This is a genomic window from Roseofilum acuticapitatum BLCC-M154, assembly GCF_030068475.1.
Classification (GTDB): Bacteria; Cyanobacteriota; Cyanobacteriia; order Cyanobacteriales; family Desertifilaceae; genus Roseofilum; species Roseofilum acuticapitatum.
The window spans coordinates 1-16,780 of sequence record NZ_JAQOSP010000057.1 but is presented as its reverse complement, the minus strand read 5'-3'; the positions used below and the strand labels follow the sequence as shown (position 1 = coordinate 16,780).

At 46.3% G+C, this 16,780-nt stretch carries 18 protein-coding genes and 2 pseudogenes; 12 read left to right on the top strand and 8 right to left on the bottom strand.

From position 1 onward, the window contains the following. Both PMG71_RS23850 and PMG71_RS08080 read left to right on the top strand, forming a co-directional pair. Nucleotides 1-172: Uma2 family endonuclease (locus tag PMG71_RS23850; protein WP_347179230.1), on the top strand; the 172-nt coding region annotated here is incomplete at its 5' end. A gap of 455 nt (nt 173-627) precedes the next feature. Then, nucleotides 628-765, top strand: coding sequence for a photosystem II reaction center protein K (locus PMG71_RS08080; protein ID WP_283753150.1), 138 nt, complete (start codon nt 628-630; stop codon nt 763-765). A gap of 77 nt (nt 766-842) precedes the next feature. Here the strand turns inward: PMG71_RS08080 and PMG71_RS08075 are convergent, their stop codons facing one another. Both PMG71_RS08075 and PMG71_RS08070 read right to left on the bottom strand, forming a co-directional pair. Then, a complete protein-coding gene (locus PMG71_RS08075; protein ID WP_283753149.1) occupies nt 843-1,397 on the bottom strand; it encodes a glutathione S-transferase family protein in 555 nt (184 codons plus the stop codon). Further along, nucleotides 1,397-1,867: a hypothetical protein gene (locus tag PMG71_RS08070; RefSeq protein WP_283753148.1), complete on the bottom strand. Its 471-nt coding sequence runs from the start codon at nt 1,865-1,867 to the stop codon at nt 1,397-1,399. Before PMG71_RS08070 ends, PMG71_RS08075 begins: the two co-directional genes overlap by 1 nt. Before the next feature lie 267 nt (nt 1,868-2,134). Between PMG71_RS08070 and PMG71_RS08065 the strand changes: the two genes are divergently transcribed. The 3 genes from PMG71_RS08065 (at nt 2,135) to PMG71_RS08055 (ending at nt 4,941) form a co-directional block, all read left to right on the top strand. Beyond that, nucleotides 2,135-2,668, top strand: coding sequence for a GNAT family N-acetyltransferase (locus PMG71_RS08065; protein WP_283753147.1), 534 nt, complete (start codon nt 2,135-2,137; stop codon nt 2,666-2,668). A 44-nt stretch (nt 2,669-2,712) separates the two neighbouring features. Continuing rightward, a complete protein-coding gene (locus PMG71_RS08060; RefSeq protein ID WP_283753146.1) occupies nt 2,713-3,666 on the top strand; it encodes a DMT family transporter in 954 nt (317 codons plus the stop codon). Between the two features lie 126 nt (nt 3,667-3,792). Beyond that, a complete protein-coding gene (locus PMG71_RS08055) occupies nt 3,793-4,941 on the top strand; it encodes a glycosyltransferase (protein WP_283753145.1) in 1,149 nt (382 codons plus the stop codon). Here PMG71_RS08055 and PMG71_RS08050 read toward each other — a convergent pair. Beyond that, complete coding sequence (locus tag PMG71_RS08050; RefSeq protein ID WP_283753144.1) at nt 4,852-5,688, bottom strand: PIG-L deacetylase family protein; 837 nt, start codon at nt 5,686-5,688, stop codon at nt 4,852-4,854. The two genes, PMG71_RS08055 and PMG71_RS08050, sit on opposite strands and share 90 nt — an antisense overlap. 75 nt (nt 5,689-5,763) lie before the next feature. On the opposite strand from PMG71_RS08050, the gene PMG71_RS08045 reads away from it, so the two are divergent. After that, nucleotides 5,764-6,738, top strand: a complete 975-nt coding sequence (locus PMG71_RS08045; protein WP_283753143.1) for a GNAT family N-acetyltransferase — start codon at nt 5,764-5,766, stop codon at nt 6,736-6,738. A 295-nt stretch (nt 6,739-7,033) separates the two neighbouring features. Here the strand turns inward: PMG71_RS08045 and PMG71_RS08040 are convergent. Continuing rightward, nucleotides 7,034-7,651: pseudogene (locus PMG71_RS08040) on the bottom strand (inositol-3-phosphate synthase); the annotation flags it as partial. A 224-nt stretch (nt 7,652-7,875) separates the two neighbouring features. Between PMG71_RS08040 and PMG71_RS08035 the strand changes: the two are divergent. Next, the gene (locus PMG71_RS08035) at nt 7,876-8,559 is read left to right on the top strand and encodes a tetratricopeptide repeat protein (protein ID WP_283753141.1); all 684 of its coding nucleotides are present in this window, start codon (nt 7,876-7,878) and stop codon (nt 8,557-8,559) included. 20 nt (nt 8,560-8,579) lie between these two features. Here PMG71_RS08035 and PMG71_RS08030 read toward each other — a convergent pair whose 3' ends face one another. Further along, nucleotides 8,580-8,981, bottom strand: coding sequence for a slr1601 family putative cell division protein (locus PMG71_RS08030; RefSeq protein WP_283753140.1), 402 nt, complete (start codon nt 8,979-8,981; stop codon nt 8,580-8,582). 145 nt (nt 8,982-9,126) lie between these two features. Continuing rightward, nucleotides 9,127-9,222, bottom strand: coding sequence for a photosystem I reaction center subunit XII (psaM, locus tag PMG71_RS08025; RefSeq protein WP_271940292.1), 96 nt, complete (start codon nt 9,220-9,222; stop codon nt 9,127-9,129). A 230-nt stretch (nt 9,223-9,452) separates the two neighbouring features. Between psaM and phoU the strand changes: the two genes are divergently transcribed. The 4 genes from phoU to PMG71_RS08005 all read left to right on the top strand — a co-directional run bounded on the left by phoU (nt 9,453) and on the right by PMG71_RS08005 (nt 14,290). Then, nucleotides 9,453-10,124 carry a phosphate signaling complex protein PhoU gene (gene phoU / locus PMG71_RS08020; protein WP_347179229.1) on the top strand — a complete coding sequence of 224 codons (672 nt, stop codon included), beginning with the start codon at nt 9,453-9,455 and terminating at the stop codon, nt 10,122-10,124. Nucleotides 10,125-10,655: 531 nt separating this feature from the next. Next, entirely contained in the window at nt 10,656-12,926 is a 2,271-nt protein-coding gene (locus PMG71_RS08015; RefSeq protein WP_283753138.1) for a ribonuclease R family protein, read from the top strand. 106 nt (nt 12,927-13,032) lie between these two features. Then, the gene (locus PMG71_RS08010; RefSeq protein WP_283753137.1) at nt 13,033-13,653 is read left to right on the top strand and encodes a flavin prenyltransferase UbiX; all 621 of its coding nucleotides are present in this window, start codon (nt 13,033-13,035) and stop codon (nt 13,651-13,653) included. A 13-nt stretch (nt 13,654-13,666) separates the two neighbouring features. Continuing rightward, nucleotides 13,667-14,290 carry a hypothetical protein gene (locus PMG71_RS08005; protein ID WP_283753136.1) on the top strand — a complete coding sequence of 208 codons (624 nt, stop codon included), beginning with the start codon at nt 13,667-13,669 and terminating at the stop codon, nt 14,288-14,290. Between the two features lie 165 nt (nt 14,291-14,455). Here the strand turns inward: PMG71_RS08005 and PMG71_RS08000 are convergent, their stop codons facing one another. Then, complete coding sequence (locus tag PMG71_RS08000; protein ID WP_283753135.1) at nt 14,456-15,799, bottom strand: glutamine synthetase family protein; 1,344 nt, start codon at nt 15,797-15,799, stop codon at nt 14,456-14,458. A 52-nt stretch (nt 15,800-15,851) separates the two neighbouring features. On the opposite strand from PMG71_RS08000, the pseudogene PMG71_RS07995 reads away from it, so the two are divergent. Then, nucleotides 15,852-15,965: pseudogene (locus PMG71_RS07995) on the top strand (UPF0175 family protein); the annotation flags it as partial. 304 nt (nt 15,966-16,269) lie between these two features. Here PMG71_RS07995 and PMG71_RS07990 read toward each other — a convergent pair. Continuing rightward, entirely contained in the window at nt 16,270-16,611 is a 342-nt protein-coding gene (locus tag PMG71_RS07990; protein WP_283753133.1) for a hypothetical protein, read from the bottom strand. Nucleotides 16,612-16,780: the final 169 nt, after the last annotated feature.

The window sequence follows — 16,780 nt, the reverse complement described above, 5'->3', positions numbered from 1 at the left end:
AATGCAGGAATATTTGAACAGTGGTTTAAGGCTCGGTTGGCTCATCGATCCTCAAAACCAGCAAGTAGAAATCTATCGTCAAAATCAGCAAGTAGAAATCATCTCGTTACCCACCACTTTATCGGGAGAATCCGTCTTACCCGGCTTTTTTTTAGAGCTTCCGCGCTATTAGAGCGATTCGCGCAGTAATCGGTAATCGGTAATCGGTAATCGGTAATAATATCAAGTCCGATTGTTCATGTCCGCGAAGCGGAAATACCATGATTAAAAATTTAGGGAGCGAGACGCTCCCACTCCAGTAATACAGCGCTTGGCGCTGTTATGGTGTACAGTCTTAAAGGCTCAAAGCCATGTACCACAACCCTATTCCCTATTCCCTATTCCCTAGCGCGTTCATGTCCGCGAAGCGGAAAGCGCTATATCAAGGGATTAGAGGAGTGCGGGCATCTTGCCCGCTTCTTCACCCTTTATCCGGACTTGATATAAAAATCCAGGGAGCGAGACGCTCCCACTCCAGATCAAGCCAGCATTTCGGTTGTGCCCTATTCCCTGGTGGGGCACTATATGTTAATATTTTTTTCAATTCTGAAAATCATGCCCCGTACTGTTGGAGAGGAAAACACACCTATGGAAGCAGCACTGCTGTTGGCAAAACTACCTGAAGCCTATTCAGCGTTTGGCCCACTAATCGATGTTTTGCCTGTAATTCCTATCTTTTTCCTACTGCTGGCCTTTGTTTGGCAAGCAGCAGTTGGGTTTAAATAGATCTTAAGGTAAATGTAACATTAGAAGCATTTATTTTACAGGAGACAGGCTTAAGGCCTGTCTCATTTTTGGTGAATCTAGCGTTTGCCGAGGGTATTTTGGAAGGCAGGACGTTGGGACAAGCGCTGAATATAGTCGGTAATGGCGGGATACTCGCTTAAGTCGAGTTGGAGCATCACCGGCATGTAGAAGAGAAAGGAGCCGACAGCTACATCCGCAACGGTAAACCGATCGCCGAGTAAAAAGGGCTGATCTTGGAGCCGTTGGTTCAGGGGAGGCATAAAATCGGCTAAGGCGCGATCGCGGGACGCTTCAATAAACACCCCAGGGCCTAAACTAGCATTAGCAAAAATCACCCACTGATTCATCTCGGCAATCTCTTGTACCGATCCCTGAGCATTACCATACTGAAGAGCCAGATACATCAAAATTGCCCCAGATTCCCAGATAGTAAACTCTCCATCCACCAAAGCGGGAACCTTCCCCATGGGATGAATCGCTAAATATTCCGGCTGCTTATGGGCTTGTCCTTGGATGTCCACAGCAATCAATTCGTAGGGAACCTCAAGTTCCTCCAAATACCACTGAACCAAAGTTCCGCGAGTGCGGGGGCCACCATAGAGTTTAATCATTACAGCACCTTATGGGTATATTCGTGTTGTTTAACATTGTCTTCAGTGCGAACCACATTGGTCGTATTCAAGACGCGCTTGCGCTCCGTGGAAAAGTTGAAATCTTGGCGACAAGTGCCGATCGCAATTTCAGCTTTAACTGGTTCATGGCTGGGAACCTTATAACTGCGGACTGCGGCGATCGCCCGTTCCACAAACTCGTCACAGAATTGGGCATTCTCAGGGAACTCCCTGGGTTTTTGGGGGGCCTCCTGGATGAGGGTCGCCCCTAACGTGGTTCCCAAAGCCATTTCATAGGAAGTGGGAATACCCTTAAGCAGAGCTTCCAGAGCGGCTGAAGGAATAGGTTCTATTATTTTCACCGCATAGACCTCTCCATCTTCCTTAATAAAGCAAGTGGCCAAGCCAACCACTAAATAATCTTCTGGAGATACATCGGGAGCGTTGGGATAGATTTGTTCAACAGTCATAAGGGTGAGGGATATAAATCAATGGGAGGGATATCAACTGAACTGAGAGGAAGCGAGGATTTAGGCGATAATACGACCCATCGCTGCCGCGATCGCCAAAATCGAGAGTAACGGATACCTCGATTCGGCGCACCGCACCATTCAATATGTTGTATCTTACCATCAGCTACACCTGGGTAACTGGTACATGAGCGCTTTTTCCCTATAGTCGAAAATGTAGTCATAAAATAGAATCGCTGTGCTAAAAACCAGTTATAGATTCAATTCATGAACAGTATTTCCATCCGTCAAGCAGAAGAACAAGACCTATCCTTGCTCGATCGCGCCTTCCAGAGCGCATTTAAACGAACGCACAGGGACGATATCATAGACCAGCAAGCTCAAATTCTCTCATTCTACGTTGCCTGGCTAGATAGTACGCCTGTTGGTCACGGTTTCGTGCGATGGATCAGTCCGCGCCACAGTACCGTAAGAGCTACTTTTCCCCATTGCCCTGAAATCTACCGCCTAGAAGTTCTCGAAGAGTTTCGCGGTCGTTCGATAGGAACTCAAATCATCTCCCATTGTGAAGGAGAAGCAATCTCGCGAGGGTTCAACACCATCGGCCTCGGGGTGAGCTTGAATAATCCGAAAGCATCCAAGCTATACCACCGCCTCGGGTATAAGCAGCTAACAGTTATCGAATACCTCGATGAGTACAAACGTCAACGGAATGATGGCACGATCGAACAAGTTCGAGATCCCCTTATCTGGCTCACCAAGTTCCTTGATGTCTCAGATCGATCAACCATTAACCATTAACAATTAGCAATTGACTCCAAGGGTCTCAAAAATCAGCAACTGTAATGACAGAACAATTACAATTAACTGCACAATCAACAGCAAAACGAGAGATCAAACTGGCTTTCTGCGCCCTATTTATTGTCCTGTTTCTCGTTGCTTTCATCCCCATCTTAGTCAAGGTAAGCGAATACGAAATTAGTCCCAACGCTACAGTATTTCATCCTCGCTGGATCGGTGCTGTTGTTTTGACATTCTGGAATTTACCATCCATCCTCAAGCAAGGGCGATCGGAAAATTATCTGACTGGAAAACGCTTCCCTAACCTCCATAACCTATTACTCCTGTTGCTAATTCTGGGGATATTTTCTACACTTCACACCCTACTCTACGTTTGGTCTCTGACTCAAACTAGCATTGCTAACTCTGAAGTGCTACATAGTCTAAATCCAATATTTACTACCTTGGTTGCATGGGTATTCTTGGGTCAGAAGTTCGATCGCCTATTTCTAACAGGAATAGGGATATCTATTGTCGGTTCGATTTCTATAGTAGCTAATGACTTTTCCATAACCATTGACAAATTACAAGGTGATGGACTGGCTTTAGTTTCTACTGTGCTTTTGGCCGGGTGTCTGCTGATTATGGAAAAACTGCAAACTCAGTTAAGTCCCACTGCAATTACAACCTGTAACTACTTGCTAGGAACGTTTTTTTTACTGCCATTTCTCTTCGTAGCAGGCGACGATCTGTTTCCCCATTCTTGGGGAGTATGGCTAATTGTAACTGCTATAGGTACAGTAGGAATTATCCAGCAAATTTTGGTAACTTATAGCCTCAAATGGTTATCTTCGGCATTGGTGGCGACGGTCTTACTGCTCCATCCCGCGATTACTGCTATCCTTGCTTGGGTAATCTTCTCAGAAACTTTAACTTGGCTGAACTTGTTAGGATTTACGGTTATTTTACTTGGCGCGTACTTGACAACATCCAGCAAAGGAGGAGTAAAAACAACGTAAAACAGACATCTTGTCTGTTCCAGACCTAATTAATTTTCGTAAACACTTATGCATCAACTAAACATCGCAATCTTAAGCATACATTCAAGCCCGGTTGGAGAGTTAGGAACAGAAAACACGGGGGGCATGAGCGTATATATCTTGGAATTGTCAAAAGAAATTGGCAAACAAGGACACTCGGTCGATATTTTTACCGCTCAAACTCATCTTCAGTCTCAAAAGATTATTAGTGTAGCCCAGAACATCCGAGTTATCTGCCTGCCAGTTCGATCGCTAAAGCCCCTCAGCAAATTAGAACTGTTCGATTATCTTCCCGATATTTTCAACTCTATAGAAGAGTTTCGACGCTCTCAAAACATTCAATACAATTTCATTCACAGCCACTATTGGCTATCGGGCATTGTCGGTAATTATGCACGACAAAAATGGAACGTACCTCATGTTACCACCTTTCATACTCTTGCTGCTTGCAAGAATCTCACAAAGTCGGGTCAGCCCGATCCCGACCTGCGGGTTAACTCTGAAAATGAAATTGCTCGAACCGCCGATCGCATTATTGTGGCCTGTCAGCGAGAAAAAGAAAATGTCAGACTTCATTTCCAGGTCAACCCAAGTAAGATCGAGGTTATCCCTTGCGGGGTCAATTTTGATTTATTCCGCCCAGAAAGTAAGGAATTAAGCATTCAGAAGTTAGGATTGCAGAAGGGGAAGCGCTATATTCTCTATATTGGTCGATTCTCCCCAGTCAAAGGGCTAGATCGCTTAATTTCTGCCTTGAGCTTATTAAAAGGCGATCGAGAACTGCAATTGCTCGTCGTTGGCGGAGATGGGGAAGCGTCCCCGGAAACTCAGAAACTCCTAGCCCTAGCAAAAAAGCTCGACGTACAGCAGATGCTAAATCCGATCGGCAGAGTCGAACAACCCAATCTGGCAACTTACTATAATGCGGTAGATTTGCTAGTTGTGCCTTCTTACTATGAAAGTTTTTGTCTGGTTGTCTTAGAAGCACTGGCCTGTGGAACCCCTGTTGTTGCAGCTCGGGTTGGTGCGGTCGATAGTATTATCTTAGAAGGGAAAACCGGGTTTGTTGTTGATGATAATAGTCCCGAATTACTGGCGCGGGGCATACAAAATTTCTTTGCCTCACCAATGTACCGCAGTCTGGATCGAGAGATGCTGCGATCGTCAATCTTCAACTACTCCTGGCCTAACATCGGAAAAGCGATCGTAGAGGAATATAACTCTTTGGTAATATCGAAGAGACACGAAATCTAGAGAGTCGGTCAAGAAACCCGGTTTTTTCAAAAAACCGGGTTTCTGAGACACCAAAAAACCGGGTTTTTTGAACAATACCTTCGCCATTTTTGGGCAAAAATCGTTCTGCATCAGGTACAGTATGATTTCTGCGCTGGATTTCAAAAAGGATTTAGATAGAGTAGCTAAAAAGTCGCGACTGTCAGGAGAGCAGACATAAGGAACGTCCTCGTAGTAAATAACATCCGTACTATTGTCGCTGCCCGATCGCCAGATACTCCTTTCTAACGCCTCCCTGACCAAAATATGATCGATATGATGACCTATGCCTAATGGCACATACACCTCCGATGGTCGTACTTCTTTCAGCACCCGACAGAGATAAGTAACTAAATCCTTAAGCGTGTCTGCATCGACTTCTAGATCGGGACGAACCGGAAAAATACCTTTTTTAGTTTGATATCGCGACCTCCCAGCAGGATCGGTTCGATAAATGCAGTCCAGAAAATCTGCATAAGTAAACTTTACACCCAGATACTGCATGGCAACTCGATCTTCCTCTCTGCGTCTGAGCATCCCATCGCTTTCCAGTCCCCCCTCTAAATGAATTGCTTTGGCCAATGGTGAGAGTTCCTCTATTTTAGGGATACCTGAGAAGAGGGTGTGGACGCGAACATCAATCGATCGCTCTACCAGCATACTGATATAAGCCCCACAAGAAAGAGCCGCATCGTCTAAGTGTGGTGAAAGAAAAATTACTGGACTCATTTTCAGTTACTCCGATTTTTTTAACCCCGGTACGGGTACAATCGATTAAAGTTTACCTAAATTTTTGGGAGTCTAATGTTATCTGTTAAGAAAGAAGCATTCGATCGCCTTGATTTCTATTGGTCTAATTATCGCGATCGACTGCGATGGAACTGTATCTTTACCTTTCCGGCCTTTATTCGACCGTGGAGCCTTGTATTTAATAGTGGCTCTTTGCCTTCTATTTATTCTGTATGGCAAGGTGATGAACCGATCGGAATTGCCCCAATTATTATCAAAAATGAAAAGGCGACATTTATAGGCGATCCAGAAGTTTTTGACTTTATGGACTTTATGATCAGTCCGGGAAAGTCTCAAGATTTCGCGAGCATTTTGCTTGAATGCTTGAAAACAGAGGGAGTGCAATATCTGGAGCTAAACTCCGTTCGTGCAGACTCCTTAGTATTTACTGAGATGATGCCTGCGACAGAGCAGCTTGGTTACTCTACTGCTACTGAAAATGCAGAGGTCTCTTACGAGATAGAACTTCCTTCTCAATGGGAGACTTATCTGGATCGGGTAACAATAAAGAAGCAGAAAGAATTTCGCCGTCAATTCCGCAGGTTAAACGAAGCTGGAAATATTACCCATCGAATAGTTAGCGATGCAGGTGAGATCGAGCATTGGTGTAATAACTTCTTAAATCTGCATGTAGCGAGCCGACAGGATAAAGCCGAATTTATGACGGAACAAATGGCATCATATTTTCGCTTACTGATGAAGGAGATGGCCGCGATCGGGAAGATTAAACTTTGTTTTTTAGAGATCGAGCAAACCCCAATAGCATCTACCCTCAATTTCGAGCATGATGCCACTGTCTATCTTTACAACACCGGCTACGACCCGCATTATAAATCTTTGAGCGTTGGTTTTATCTCGCAAATGGCGATCGTCAAGAATAGTATTGAGAATCAAGCGATTAAATATAGCTTTCTCAAAGGTGAAGAAGCTTACAAGGAGAGAATGGGAGGGAAAAAACATCAGCTACATAACTGTATTGTTTATTTATAGACAGTTGTAGGGTGTGTTAGGCGAAGCCGTAACGCACCATTTCCTATGCTTTTGGTGCGTTACGCTGTCGCTAACGCAGCCTACTGCCGTGACACAGCTAAAATAGTGCATTAGTGTAGGGTGGGTTAGGCGGCTAAAACCTAGACTCTGACAGCAATCATCAATCCGCCGTAACCCACCATTTTAGGGTTGTCACGGCACTACAAAAATCCTTGGTTGGTGCTTTTTTTAGGTTTTGGTGCGTTACGCTGTCGCTAACGCACCCTACCAAATTGCTACAAAAATGCTCGTTTCATTACCCCCCAATAAAAACTTCCGTCATCTGGTAAGCTTCCTCATCGCTATATTGTTGGGGCGGATGCTTCATAAAGAAAGCCGAAGGCCAATGTAGAATCCCGCCTTTGCCCTTATCTAAAGCCAACTTGCAACAACGAATGGCATCGATCGCTACTCCAGCAGAATTAGGAGAATCCTCCACCGACAATCGCAATTCTAAATTCATAGGAACACCGCCAAAGAGTTTTCCTTCCATGCGGATAAAAGCAACTTTATTATCTTTTTGCCAAGGAACGTAATCGCTCGGCCCCACATGGATATTGTCCTCTTCCAACCTTTCTGCTGTCACCGCTTGTACCGCCTCTGTCTTAGATTCCTTCTTAGAAGCCAACCGAGTGCGGTTTAACATATTGAGAAAATCCGTATTGCCCCCAGTATTAAGCTGGTAAGTCCGATCCAACTTTACCCCCCGCTTTTTAAATAATTCCGTTAGCGCTCGATGGGTAATCGTTGCCCCCAGTTGAGCTTTAATATCGTCGCCGATTATCGGCAAATTCTTTTCTTCAAATCGTTGGGCAAACTCTGGGTTGCTGGCAATAAATACAGGGATATTATTAATGAATCCTATTTCTGCCTTTCAAACACTCTTCCCAATAAGGGAGGAACAGATAGTTTTTGCACAGCGTCAAAGCTATTGGCTATATCCATTATTTAGCAATATACCAGGATAGAACCCCTGTCGGCAAAGCCAAACCATCAGCCACCTGAGTAACTGGTACATTCCGACTTTTTCCCTGGGGATTTTCCCCTTACAGTGAAGGTATCAAACATCAAGTCCAGTCAGTCATTGAGGTACAGTCCATGGCTATGCATCTTTCACCTTCTAGTTATGATTCTGGCATGGGTTTATGCCCAGCACAGCATACACCGATTGAGAACATTATCCCCATCGATCGCCAATTGAGCCGCCAAGCTCAAGCTTGCTTAGAGCAAGGGGACTATAGAAGAGCCATTGATCTATATACTCGTCTGATTGAGGCCGATCCCACCTGTGCCAATTATTATCATAATCGCGGCTATGGCTATTTTCAGGAGGGAGAAGTGGAGCTGGCGATCGCCGACTATAGCCAAGCCATCGAACTCAATCCCCAATTGGATAAAGCTTACAACAATCGCGCCAATGCCTACGCCCGTCTAGGGGATCTCTATGCTGCTCTACTCGATTACGATCAAAGTTTAGATTTAAATCCCCTCAATCTTCAAGCCTGGATTAACCGAGGCATCACTTTCCGGCAACTCCAGATCTATGAACTCGCCCTCGATAACCTCGATTTTGCCCTACGGATGGGGCGTTTAGAAGGCTATATTTATGCCGAACGGGGACGCACCTACCATCTGATGGGAGATTGGAATTGGGCGATCGCCGATTACCAAAGAGCGATCGACCATTTCCAAAATTCCCCCCACCTCTCCGGAGCTGAACAACGGCAATACCAACGGGTTGTGCATTGGAAAGATCAACTGCTGCAACCCATTGGAGGATAAACCCGATCTCCTCTCTTCTATCAATCTGCGGCTTCCTTTTTCCAAACCACAGAACGCCTTTTCGGATCGATCCGGTGACTTTGTTCTGCCATCACCTGTTTTGCTTGCTCTGGATCAAACGAGCGGTCAAAATCCTGTTGTAGCTCTGTGACCCGATCTTGTGTTTGCTGAACTTCAATTTCAATACTGTTTAACTTTTCTTCTACCGACTGATAATTAGGAATCAGACGCATCACAGCCCCCATTCCTACGGTAGCTAAAACCAAATTTACACTTAACTTCATCATCGTTTCCCAGGCGATCGCCCCAGCCAAAGGAGGAGAGTGACGACGCGCTCGCTGGCGCTGGTTACGAATTCGACGAGGATCGCGAGGTTTAATCGCATGAGGATTTCTCTGGGGGGTTGGCTCACTAGCAAGCATGGGCGTTTTAGATGATGACAGCGCAACACAATTTATGCCCTGATAATACACCTTCGAGCTAACCCTAACCGCCCATTCTTAAAAGTTTTTCCCGTCTTCCCCCCCAGAATACTCAAAGGCTTCTCGATCAAAGCCGACTGCAACTTTACTTATACAGTTCGGTAGACAGGCGGAAAGCCAAGATCCCTGGGATTAAAGCCAGCACTAGAGCCACAAATACTTGGGTATCCGATAAAGCCATAATCAAAAACTCCGCTTAATAATAGGTTTGTTCAACACTGTTGCTCAAATTGCCCCCTAGGGGAATAGGTTTGTTACATACCGTAATATTTGCCTTCACAAAGAGTAATTCGGTAATGAGAAACTCAGGTGTTGGGTTAAGCTTCAATTAAATCCGGCCGTTGTCAGAGCAAGTCGCTATACTGATGGAATTCGAGCGCAATCATTCAGCATTTAGTTGGGAGAGGATAGCTGGTGGATATCCCAACATCAACCTCAAGTCTAACAAGAACCTATTTTCAACGGCAGTTACGGAGTTTGCAGCGAGATGTTCTGCGTATGGGCGCTCTCGTGGAAAACTCGTGCTGTTTAGCACGTCAAGCCCTATTTGAGCAAGATCTAGAAGCCGCCAATCAGATTAAACCCCAAGACAAACGCATCGATCAACTCTATCGCCAAATCGAACTCGACTGTGTGACGACCATCGCTCTTCAGTCCCCCGTCACCCAAGATTTAAGGCTCCTGAGTTCAATGATGCAGTTAGTCCGGGATCTAGAGCGCATTGGGGACTATGCCAAAGACTTAGGAGAGATTGCCATTAAGCTCTTTGCTTATCCTCCTCAGCCCATGATTAGCGACATACAACTGATGTACGATCGCTGTCAATCCATGTTAGCCATGAGTTTAGTCGCCTTATCTAATCTGGATGCTCAGGGCGGATTAGAAATTAAAGTCAAAGATGATTTAGTCGATGCAGACTATGAACACCTGTACCAAAAATTAGCCAATCAACGCAACATTCAAGGGGAAATCGAACCGATTTTATTATTGGTTTTAGTGATTCGCCATTTAGAGCGCATGGCAGATCACGCGACTAATATTGGCCAGCGCGTAGCTTATATTGTGACGGGTGAGCGCCATTAAGTGTCAACTCGATCCCGATTAATGATAAACTAAAAAATAGTCAATTTAATCCTCGGATCAATTGACCAGCAATTTGCCAAACGTTAGCAGGTGGCAGCCAGTTAAGGGAAGCGCTCCGGGTCTACTCTTTCCGGTCTCCCCTAACCTGAGCCATATTCCCAAAGAGTAGCTCCTACTATGCTCTCCTCCCTAGGGGTCTTAGCGAAGACCATTGGCCGCAACTAATCATCTCCGTTGGTGCGGGTAAGTCCGAGCAAAAAAACCTAGGCAGATCCACCTGATTCCCGATGGGGTTGCCCTGAGATGAGGACTGAATCGTTTCAATACGGGGTTTGTTTCTGTACAGATTCAGACTCTTGTTAAGCAACAGCCCCACCCTAAAGGCAATCCCTTGGATTAAGATCATCCCCATTAGACCGGATCTAATCCAGACTTTAGCTTCAGGCTGGTTCAATCTCCATGAACCGCCTCGCCCTATCCAGATAGCCAACTGGCTGTAAAGACACAGATAACCCAAGGACGTATCGCTACATGGAATTCACGATCGCCAATTTGCTCTCCAATTTCACTGATGATAAATTGATCGCGCCCAAAGTCCTAGAAAAAAAACTAGGCCTAACCAGTGAGATCAGTCTACGTCAACTCCAAATCGCTCTGGATGCCCTAGAGAAAATGGGGATACTGGTCAAAGACCGAGGACGGTATCGCCGGGCCCCAGAAAATGGACTGGTAGAAGGAAAACTGCGCTGTTCTAGTAAGGGATTTTGCTTTGCCATTCAGGATGATGAAGAAGCTGAGGATATTTATATCCGAGAAAGCAATCTATCAACGGCTTGGAATGGCGATCGCGTCTTAGTGCGCGTCCTCAAAGAAGGTTCTAGACGGCGCTCTCCAGAAGGAGAAGTTTATTTGATTATTGACCGGGCGATTAGCTCGGTGCTGGCTCGGATCAAATGGCAAGAGGGAGAGTATAAAGCTGTTCCTCTGGATGACCGGCTGCTGTTTGAACTGAGTTTGCCGAAAAATGAGACCTTAGAATCGGCGATCGAGCATCTGGTTCATGTGGCCATTCAGCGCTATCCCCTCGGCCCCTATCCCCCCATTGGGGAAGTCACCCAAGTGCTAGGACTGAATGCTGAAGAAGCGGCAGATACGGAAATTGTACGCTGTAAACATGACCTGCCCAAGGTGTTTATGCCTGCGGTTCTCGAAGAAGCCGCCCGCTTACAACCGCAAGGAATGGTGAGGTCGGAAAATCGTCAAGACCTGCGCTCTGTCCTCACCTTCACCATTAAACCAGGGGAATATGCTCATCATGCTGATACCTTTGATGATGCCATTAGTCTAGAACCCTTAGAAGGGAACAAGTGGCGCTTAGGGATTCATATTGCTGATGTGGCTAATCTGATTCCCCCGAACTCGGCGATCGATCAAGCCGCAGCCAAACGGGGAGTATCTGTGTATTTGGGGCCAAAAGTGCTACCGATGCTTCCTCCGGAAGTGACCCAACATTGCGCCCTGATCAAAGGGGAAGATCGCCCTAGTCTCTCCGTATTGATTGTCCTAGACCGGCAGTTCAATGTAGAAGAATATACGATTGAGCCGACCATGATTTGCGTCGATCATCATCTGAATTATCAACAAACTCAAGCTCTACTGGTGGCAGAAGAGGCGATCGCAGACCTACCCGCAGCCCTGGGAGAAACGGTGAAACAACTCTACACTGCGACTCAAAATCTGCGTCAACATCGTCTAGGGCGGGGGTCTTTTGAGCTGAATTTACCGGATCAAAAATACTACTATGATGATGAAGGCTCGTTAGGCGCTCTGGTGGTTCCTTTCTCCTTACCGGCTAGAGGTATGGTAACGGAACTGATGATCTTAGCGAATCAATTGGTGGCTAAACACCTGAGAGAGCTACAAGTGCCTGCTTTGTATCGGGTTCATCAAGCGCCTCATGGGGAAGAAGTCCAGGAATTGGTGAAACTGGCGGCGAATTTAGGGATTAATTTAGAACTCGAAGATGAGGAAGATATTAAACCTCAAGATTATCAGAACTTTACTCGCCAGTTTGATGGGACATCAGCACAGAAAGTTCTGACCTATTTGTTGCTAGGGGCCCTCAAACCGGCTTTCTATAGTCTGACCCCTAAACCTCATTTTGGTTTGGCTCTGGATGAAGGGTATACCCATTTTACAGCGCCTTTACATCGCTATTCTGACCTGTTGATTCATCGGGTTCTGCATGAAGTGTTTACTCAAGGACGCGATCGCCGTAATGCTCGTGCGAAGGAAGGGGTAGAGTTAAATAGCAGTAGCTGTCATGGCAAAATTAACTGGAATGTACTCCCCCCAGATACCCAAACTGAATTAGAAGAGCAATTTAGCCATATTGTCGTCCATCTGAGCGAAACTGAACGGATTGCCCAAGAAGCGATAGATGACTTAGATGGCCTGCAAAAAGCCGAGTTTATGAAATCCCACACTGGGGAAATTTTCCATGGAGTGATTACTGGGGTTCAATCCTATGGATTTTTTGTGGAACTTGAAGATGTGCTAGTGGAAGGTTTGGTGCATGTCAGCTCCCTGAAAGATGACTGGTATGAATATCGCGGCCGTCAACAGATGCTGATTGGACGTAAAAATCGCAATCATTATCGATTAGGCGATCGCGTAGAAGTTCAAGTCAAGAGTGTAGACTACTATCGTCAGCAAATTGACTTAGTAGCCATTAGTGGCGGTAGCTATAGTCCTGATGGCTTCGAGGATGAAGAAGAAGAGGAAGAAGATTACTATAGCTAGGGAATGGGGGAATAGGGAATAGGTAATAGGCTATGTGCCCGATCTTTCCCCCTCCCCCATCCCCCTGTCCCCATGTCCCCCCATCCCCCCATCCCCCCATCCCCCCGTGTCCCCCATTCCCTTAATCCTCGGAGTCTCTGGAGCCTCTGGCCTGATCTATGCCGTTCGCGCTCTCAAGTACCTGTTAGCAGCAGACTATACCATTGAGTTAGTGGCCTCCAAGGCCACTTATCAGGTGTGGCAAGCGGAACAGCAGATTACGATGCCTGGAGACCCCGAAAAACAAAGTCAATTTTGGCGAGAGCAAGCTGGCGAAATGGACAAGGGACAGTTAACCTGTCATGCTTGGCAAAATGTCGGGGCGGCGATCGCCAGTGGTTCCTTCCGAACTCAAGGTATGCTAGTGATGCCCTGTAGTATGTCTACAGTGGCAAAACTCGCAGTAGGCTTAAGTTCAGATTTACTAGAAAGAGCGGCTGATGTGCAAATTAAAGAAGGGCGTAAACTGGTCGTCGTTCCCAGGGAAACCCCATTGAGTGTGATCCACCTGCAAAATTTAACCACCTTAGCCCAAGCTGGTGTTAAAATTGTTCCCGCCATTCCCGCTTGGTATCATCAGCCTCAAACCATTGAGGACTTAGTAGATTTTGTTGTAGCTAGAGCCTTAGATCAATTTGCCATTGATTGCATTCCTCTTAACCGTTGGCAAGGTGGGCGCAAAGGTTAGATAGAATAAACAGATGAATCAAAAAACAGTGCTATTGGGAGTTCTAGGGGTCAGCCTTCTAGTGGTGGCGCAAAACTTGACTCCGTTAATGTCCGTGGTGTTTCTGGGCGGGCGATCGCCTTCTCTACCCCTCGGTATTTGGCTCTTCATTGCCTTCACCCTGGGATTGATCAGCTCTCGTCTGATTACCCTAATTTTACAAGGATCGAATTCAGTCAGAGACTATACCAGCGATCCAGAAACCGACTCAACCCCGGTCGAGCGCCCGGTCACTGAGCGGAGTCGAAGTGACCGCTCTCCAGGTAAGACTTTCTTTTCTAAATCGAAGCGCCCAATTGATTCAGGAGAGGATTGGGAACAGGCTTCTAAACCTCCAGGAGAATGGCAAGAAGAGCGACCTAATTCCGTGAGTTGGGGCAATGGAGAACCCGAAAACCAGAATACTTATCGCAGTCGTCCCCAACCCTCAGAGCGCCCTACGGAAAAACCGAAGGATACGGTTTATGATGCTGACTACCGGGTGATTATTCCCCCCTATGGCAGCCCAACCCCATCCCCGGCTCCTGCCCCTCGACCCGAAACAACGGACTGGGATGCTCAGAGCGCTAAGTCCTCGGAAGATGAAGATTGGGTTTAGAGCTTGATAGGGATGATATCAAGTTCGCTTAAATACCCTAATTAAAAATCCAGGGAGCGAGACGCTCCCACTCCAGTCATATCAAAGAATTCGAGGAGTGCGGGCATCTTGCCCGCTTCTTAACAAATTAACCGGACTTGATATGACCTGTATCTCCAGTTCCTCTTAATATCGGTCTAATAACATCTTGACCTCAGTAGATAAATCCCAGTCTTTCATGATTTCCCATTCCGCTTGGCGCACGGCTAGATAGGCTTGGGCTAGGGGGGGACTTAAGGCTTTGAGTAAGACTTGATTTTCTTGTAAAGCGGTTATGGCTTCGAGAAGGGTTGCTGGTAGCCATTGAATGCCGCGATGTTGGCGTTCCTCTTCTGGTAATATGCCCGGATCGCAATCGACGGGTTCGGGGGGTTCGAGCTGGTTGCGGATTCCGTCCAAACCGGCGGCAATGATTGCTCCTAGGGCTAAATAGGGGTTGGCGGCGGCATCGATAGTTTTAAACTCAAAATGGCTGGAACCTGTGCCTTCTGGGTTACTGATGACGCGAATGGCGGCTTCTTTGTTGTCCAACCCCCAACAGCAAAAGGCTCCGCTCCAGGAGTGGGGTTGGAGACGGCGATAGGAGTTGGGGATGGGGTTGGTGATGGCCATGAGGGCGCGATGGTGATGGAGGATACCGCCAATAAACCAGCGACTGCGATCGGATAAGCCTAAGAGTCCGGAGGGGTTGGGGAGTAAATTTTCGCCCTTATGCCATAAACTGAGATGGAGATGAGCGCCACTTCCGGCTTGATCGGGGAAAATTTTGGGTAAAAAAGAGGCAATACGATGATGATAATGGGCGATCGCCTTTACTGTTTCCCGAAACACTACCTGCTGGTCAGCGGCCGCTAAAGCCTGAGTATACAATACCGAAATTTCATGCTGTCCCGGCCCCGACTCCGGATAATACTGCTCGACTAATACCCCTTGCTCATTCAAGGCTGTGGCAATATCATCAATAATTCGTTGTTGAATATCCATGCCATAGGTGGAACAATAGGGCGTTTGGTCAGTGGGAATAATTTCCCCATTTTCCCTGCGCTCTAGTAAATAAAATTCATTTTCAAAGGAAGCAATAATTTCTAACCCTTCCAGCTTCGCATCAGCGGCCATATCGCGTAAAAACCGGCGAGGACAAACTGGCCAAGGTTCTCCATCTTTAACCATATTGCCCATGACCCGCGCATGACTGGGGGTATAGGGCAGAGCCATCAGGGTAGACCAATCGGGAATCAGTTGCACCTCTCCCACGGGCCCCAAACCACTCCCAAAAGCTGGGGTACTGCCAATGATGGGCATCCCTTGTTGAGCCATGGCCAGAGATACGCCCTGTTCTCGATAATCCGCTAACATCCCCCGATGAATGGCTTTGGCTCGGATCGCATTGCCATTATCACACCAGAGAACGCGGATAAATTGGACTCCAGCTTTTTTGAGGGATGCTTCAATATCACGATCCATGGCCATTGGGTTCGGGGTTAGGGGCGATCCCGATCATAGGATAAAGAGGGGAATGAGGGGAATGAATCGTATCGCGTTTCAGCACCTTCTGGCTAGTCGTCAAATTTCCATTTACGATCTAGAAGATTTTGAGAAAGATATTAAAAACCTACAGGAAATCGGTCGGCTATGATTGTTATCAGTGACACATCACCGATCAACAATGAGATACAAATTTAGAGTTTTGTAGGGGCGGGTTAACCAAGATTTAGAAGAAAAACGATCGCTCTCCTAAACCCGCCCCCGCCAGGGTAAAAAGGGGTATGGGGCAGGTTCACTCATCGAGTGGTGGGGATTTCTAAATCTGGGTGTTTCATGTCCACGAAGTGGAAACCTGCCCCTACGGTAGATATTGAACAATGGGTTATCTTTTAATAAATTCAACACTCAAAATATGCTTGTCGATATATCTGTACTCGAACCTTCCATTATTAGGGTTAATGAATGAATATGGAGTTACCCGCCCTCATCAGCTTCAGCTTTTTCGGCCAAAGCGCAAAACCATGTGGATGATCGTTGAGGAAAGGTACATCCCGACTAATTCTGATTGGATTATGAAGAGTCATGGCAGAAACGCCCGGTTTGATGGGACGTAGGTTCTTTTTAGTGAATACAAAAACTTCAATTGCTCGATCATACTTTCTGTGAGACTCATCATCATCTTCATACAGCGCAAAGCGCTGTAAGTAATGAGTAATGAGTAATGAGTAATAAGTAATGAGTAATGAGTAAGAAAGTCCCTCTGAGTCTTGTATAAGGGCAGATTGAGGGCGATTCAAATGTACCCCATAGCAGCGAAAACTGCTGTATATCAAGTTCGCTTATTCATGTCCGCGAAGCGGAAATACCCTAATTAAAAATCCAGGGAGCAAGATGCTCCCACTCCAGTCATATCAAAGAATTCGAGGAGTGCGGGCATCTTGCCCGCTTCTTAACAAATTTTCATGT

Coding starts and splice junctions, on each gene's coding strand:
- PMG71_RS08030 (WP_283753140.1), bottom strand. CDS start 8,981: ATGCTTGCTAGTGAGCCAACCCCCCAGAGAAATCCTCATGCGATTAAA.
- PMG71_RS08015 (WP_283753138.1), top strand. CDS start 10,656: ATGGAATTCACGATCGCCAATTTGCTCTCCAATTTCACTGATGATAAA.
- PMG71_RS08035 (WP_283753141.1), top strand. CDS start 7,876: ATGGCTATGCATCTTTCACCTTCTAGTTATGATTCTGGCATGGGTTTA.
- psaM (WP_271940292.1), bottom strand. CDS start 9,222: ATGGCTTTATCGGATACCCAAGTATTTGTGGCTCTAGTGCTGGCTTTA.
- PMG71_RS08060 (WP_283753146.1), top strand. CDS start 2,713: ATGACAGAACAATTACAATTAACTGCACAATCAACAGCAAAACGAGAG.
- PMG71_RS08055 (WP_283753145.1), top strand. CDS start 3,793: ATGAGCGTATATATCTTGGAATTGTCAAAAGAAATTGGCAAACAAGGA.
- PMG71_RS08065 (WP_283753147.1), top strand. CDS start 2,135: ATGAACAGTATTTCCATCCGTCAAGCAGAAGAACAAGACCTATCCTTG.
- PMG71_RS08045 (WP_283753143.1), top strand. CDS start 5,764: ATGTTATCTGTTAAGAAAGAAGCATTCGATCGCCTTGATTTCTATTGG.
- PMG71_RS08075 (WP_283753149.1), bottom strand. CDS start 1,397: ATGATTAAACTCTATGGTGGCCCCCGCACTCGCGGAACTTTGGTTCAG.
- PMG71_RS08000 (WP_283753135.1), bottom strand. CDS start 15,799: ATGGCCATGGATCGTGATATTGAAGCATCCCTCAAAAAAGCTGGAGTC.
- PMG71_RS08005 (WP_283753136.1), top strand. CDS start 13,667: ATGAATCAAAAAACAGTGCTATTGGGAGTTCTAGGGGTCAGCCTTCTA.
- PMG71_RS08070 (WP_283753148.1), bottom strand. CDS start 1,867: ATGACTGTTGAACAAATCTATCCCAACGCTCCCGATGTATCTCCAGAA.
- PMG71_RS08080 (WP_283753150.1), top strand. CDS start 628: ATGGAAGCAGCACTGCTGTTGGCAAAACTACCTGAAGCCTATTCAGCG.
- PMG71_RS08050 (WP_283753144.1), bottom strand. CDS start 5,688: ATGAGTCCAGTAATTTTTCTTTCACCACACTTAGACGATGCGGCTCTT.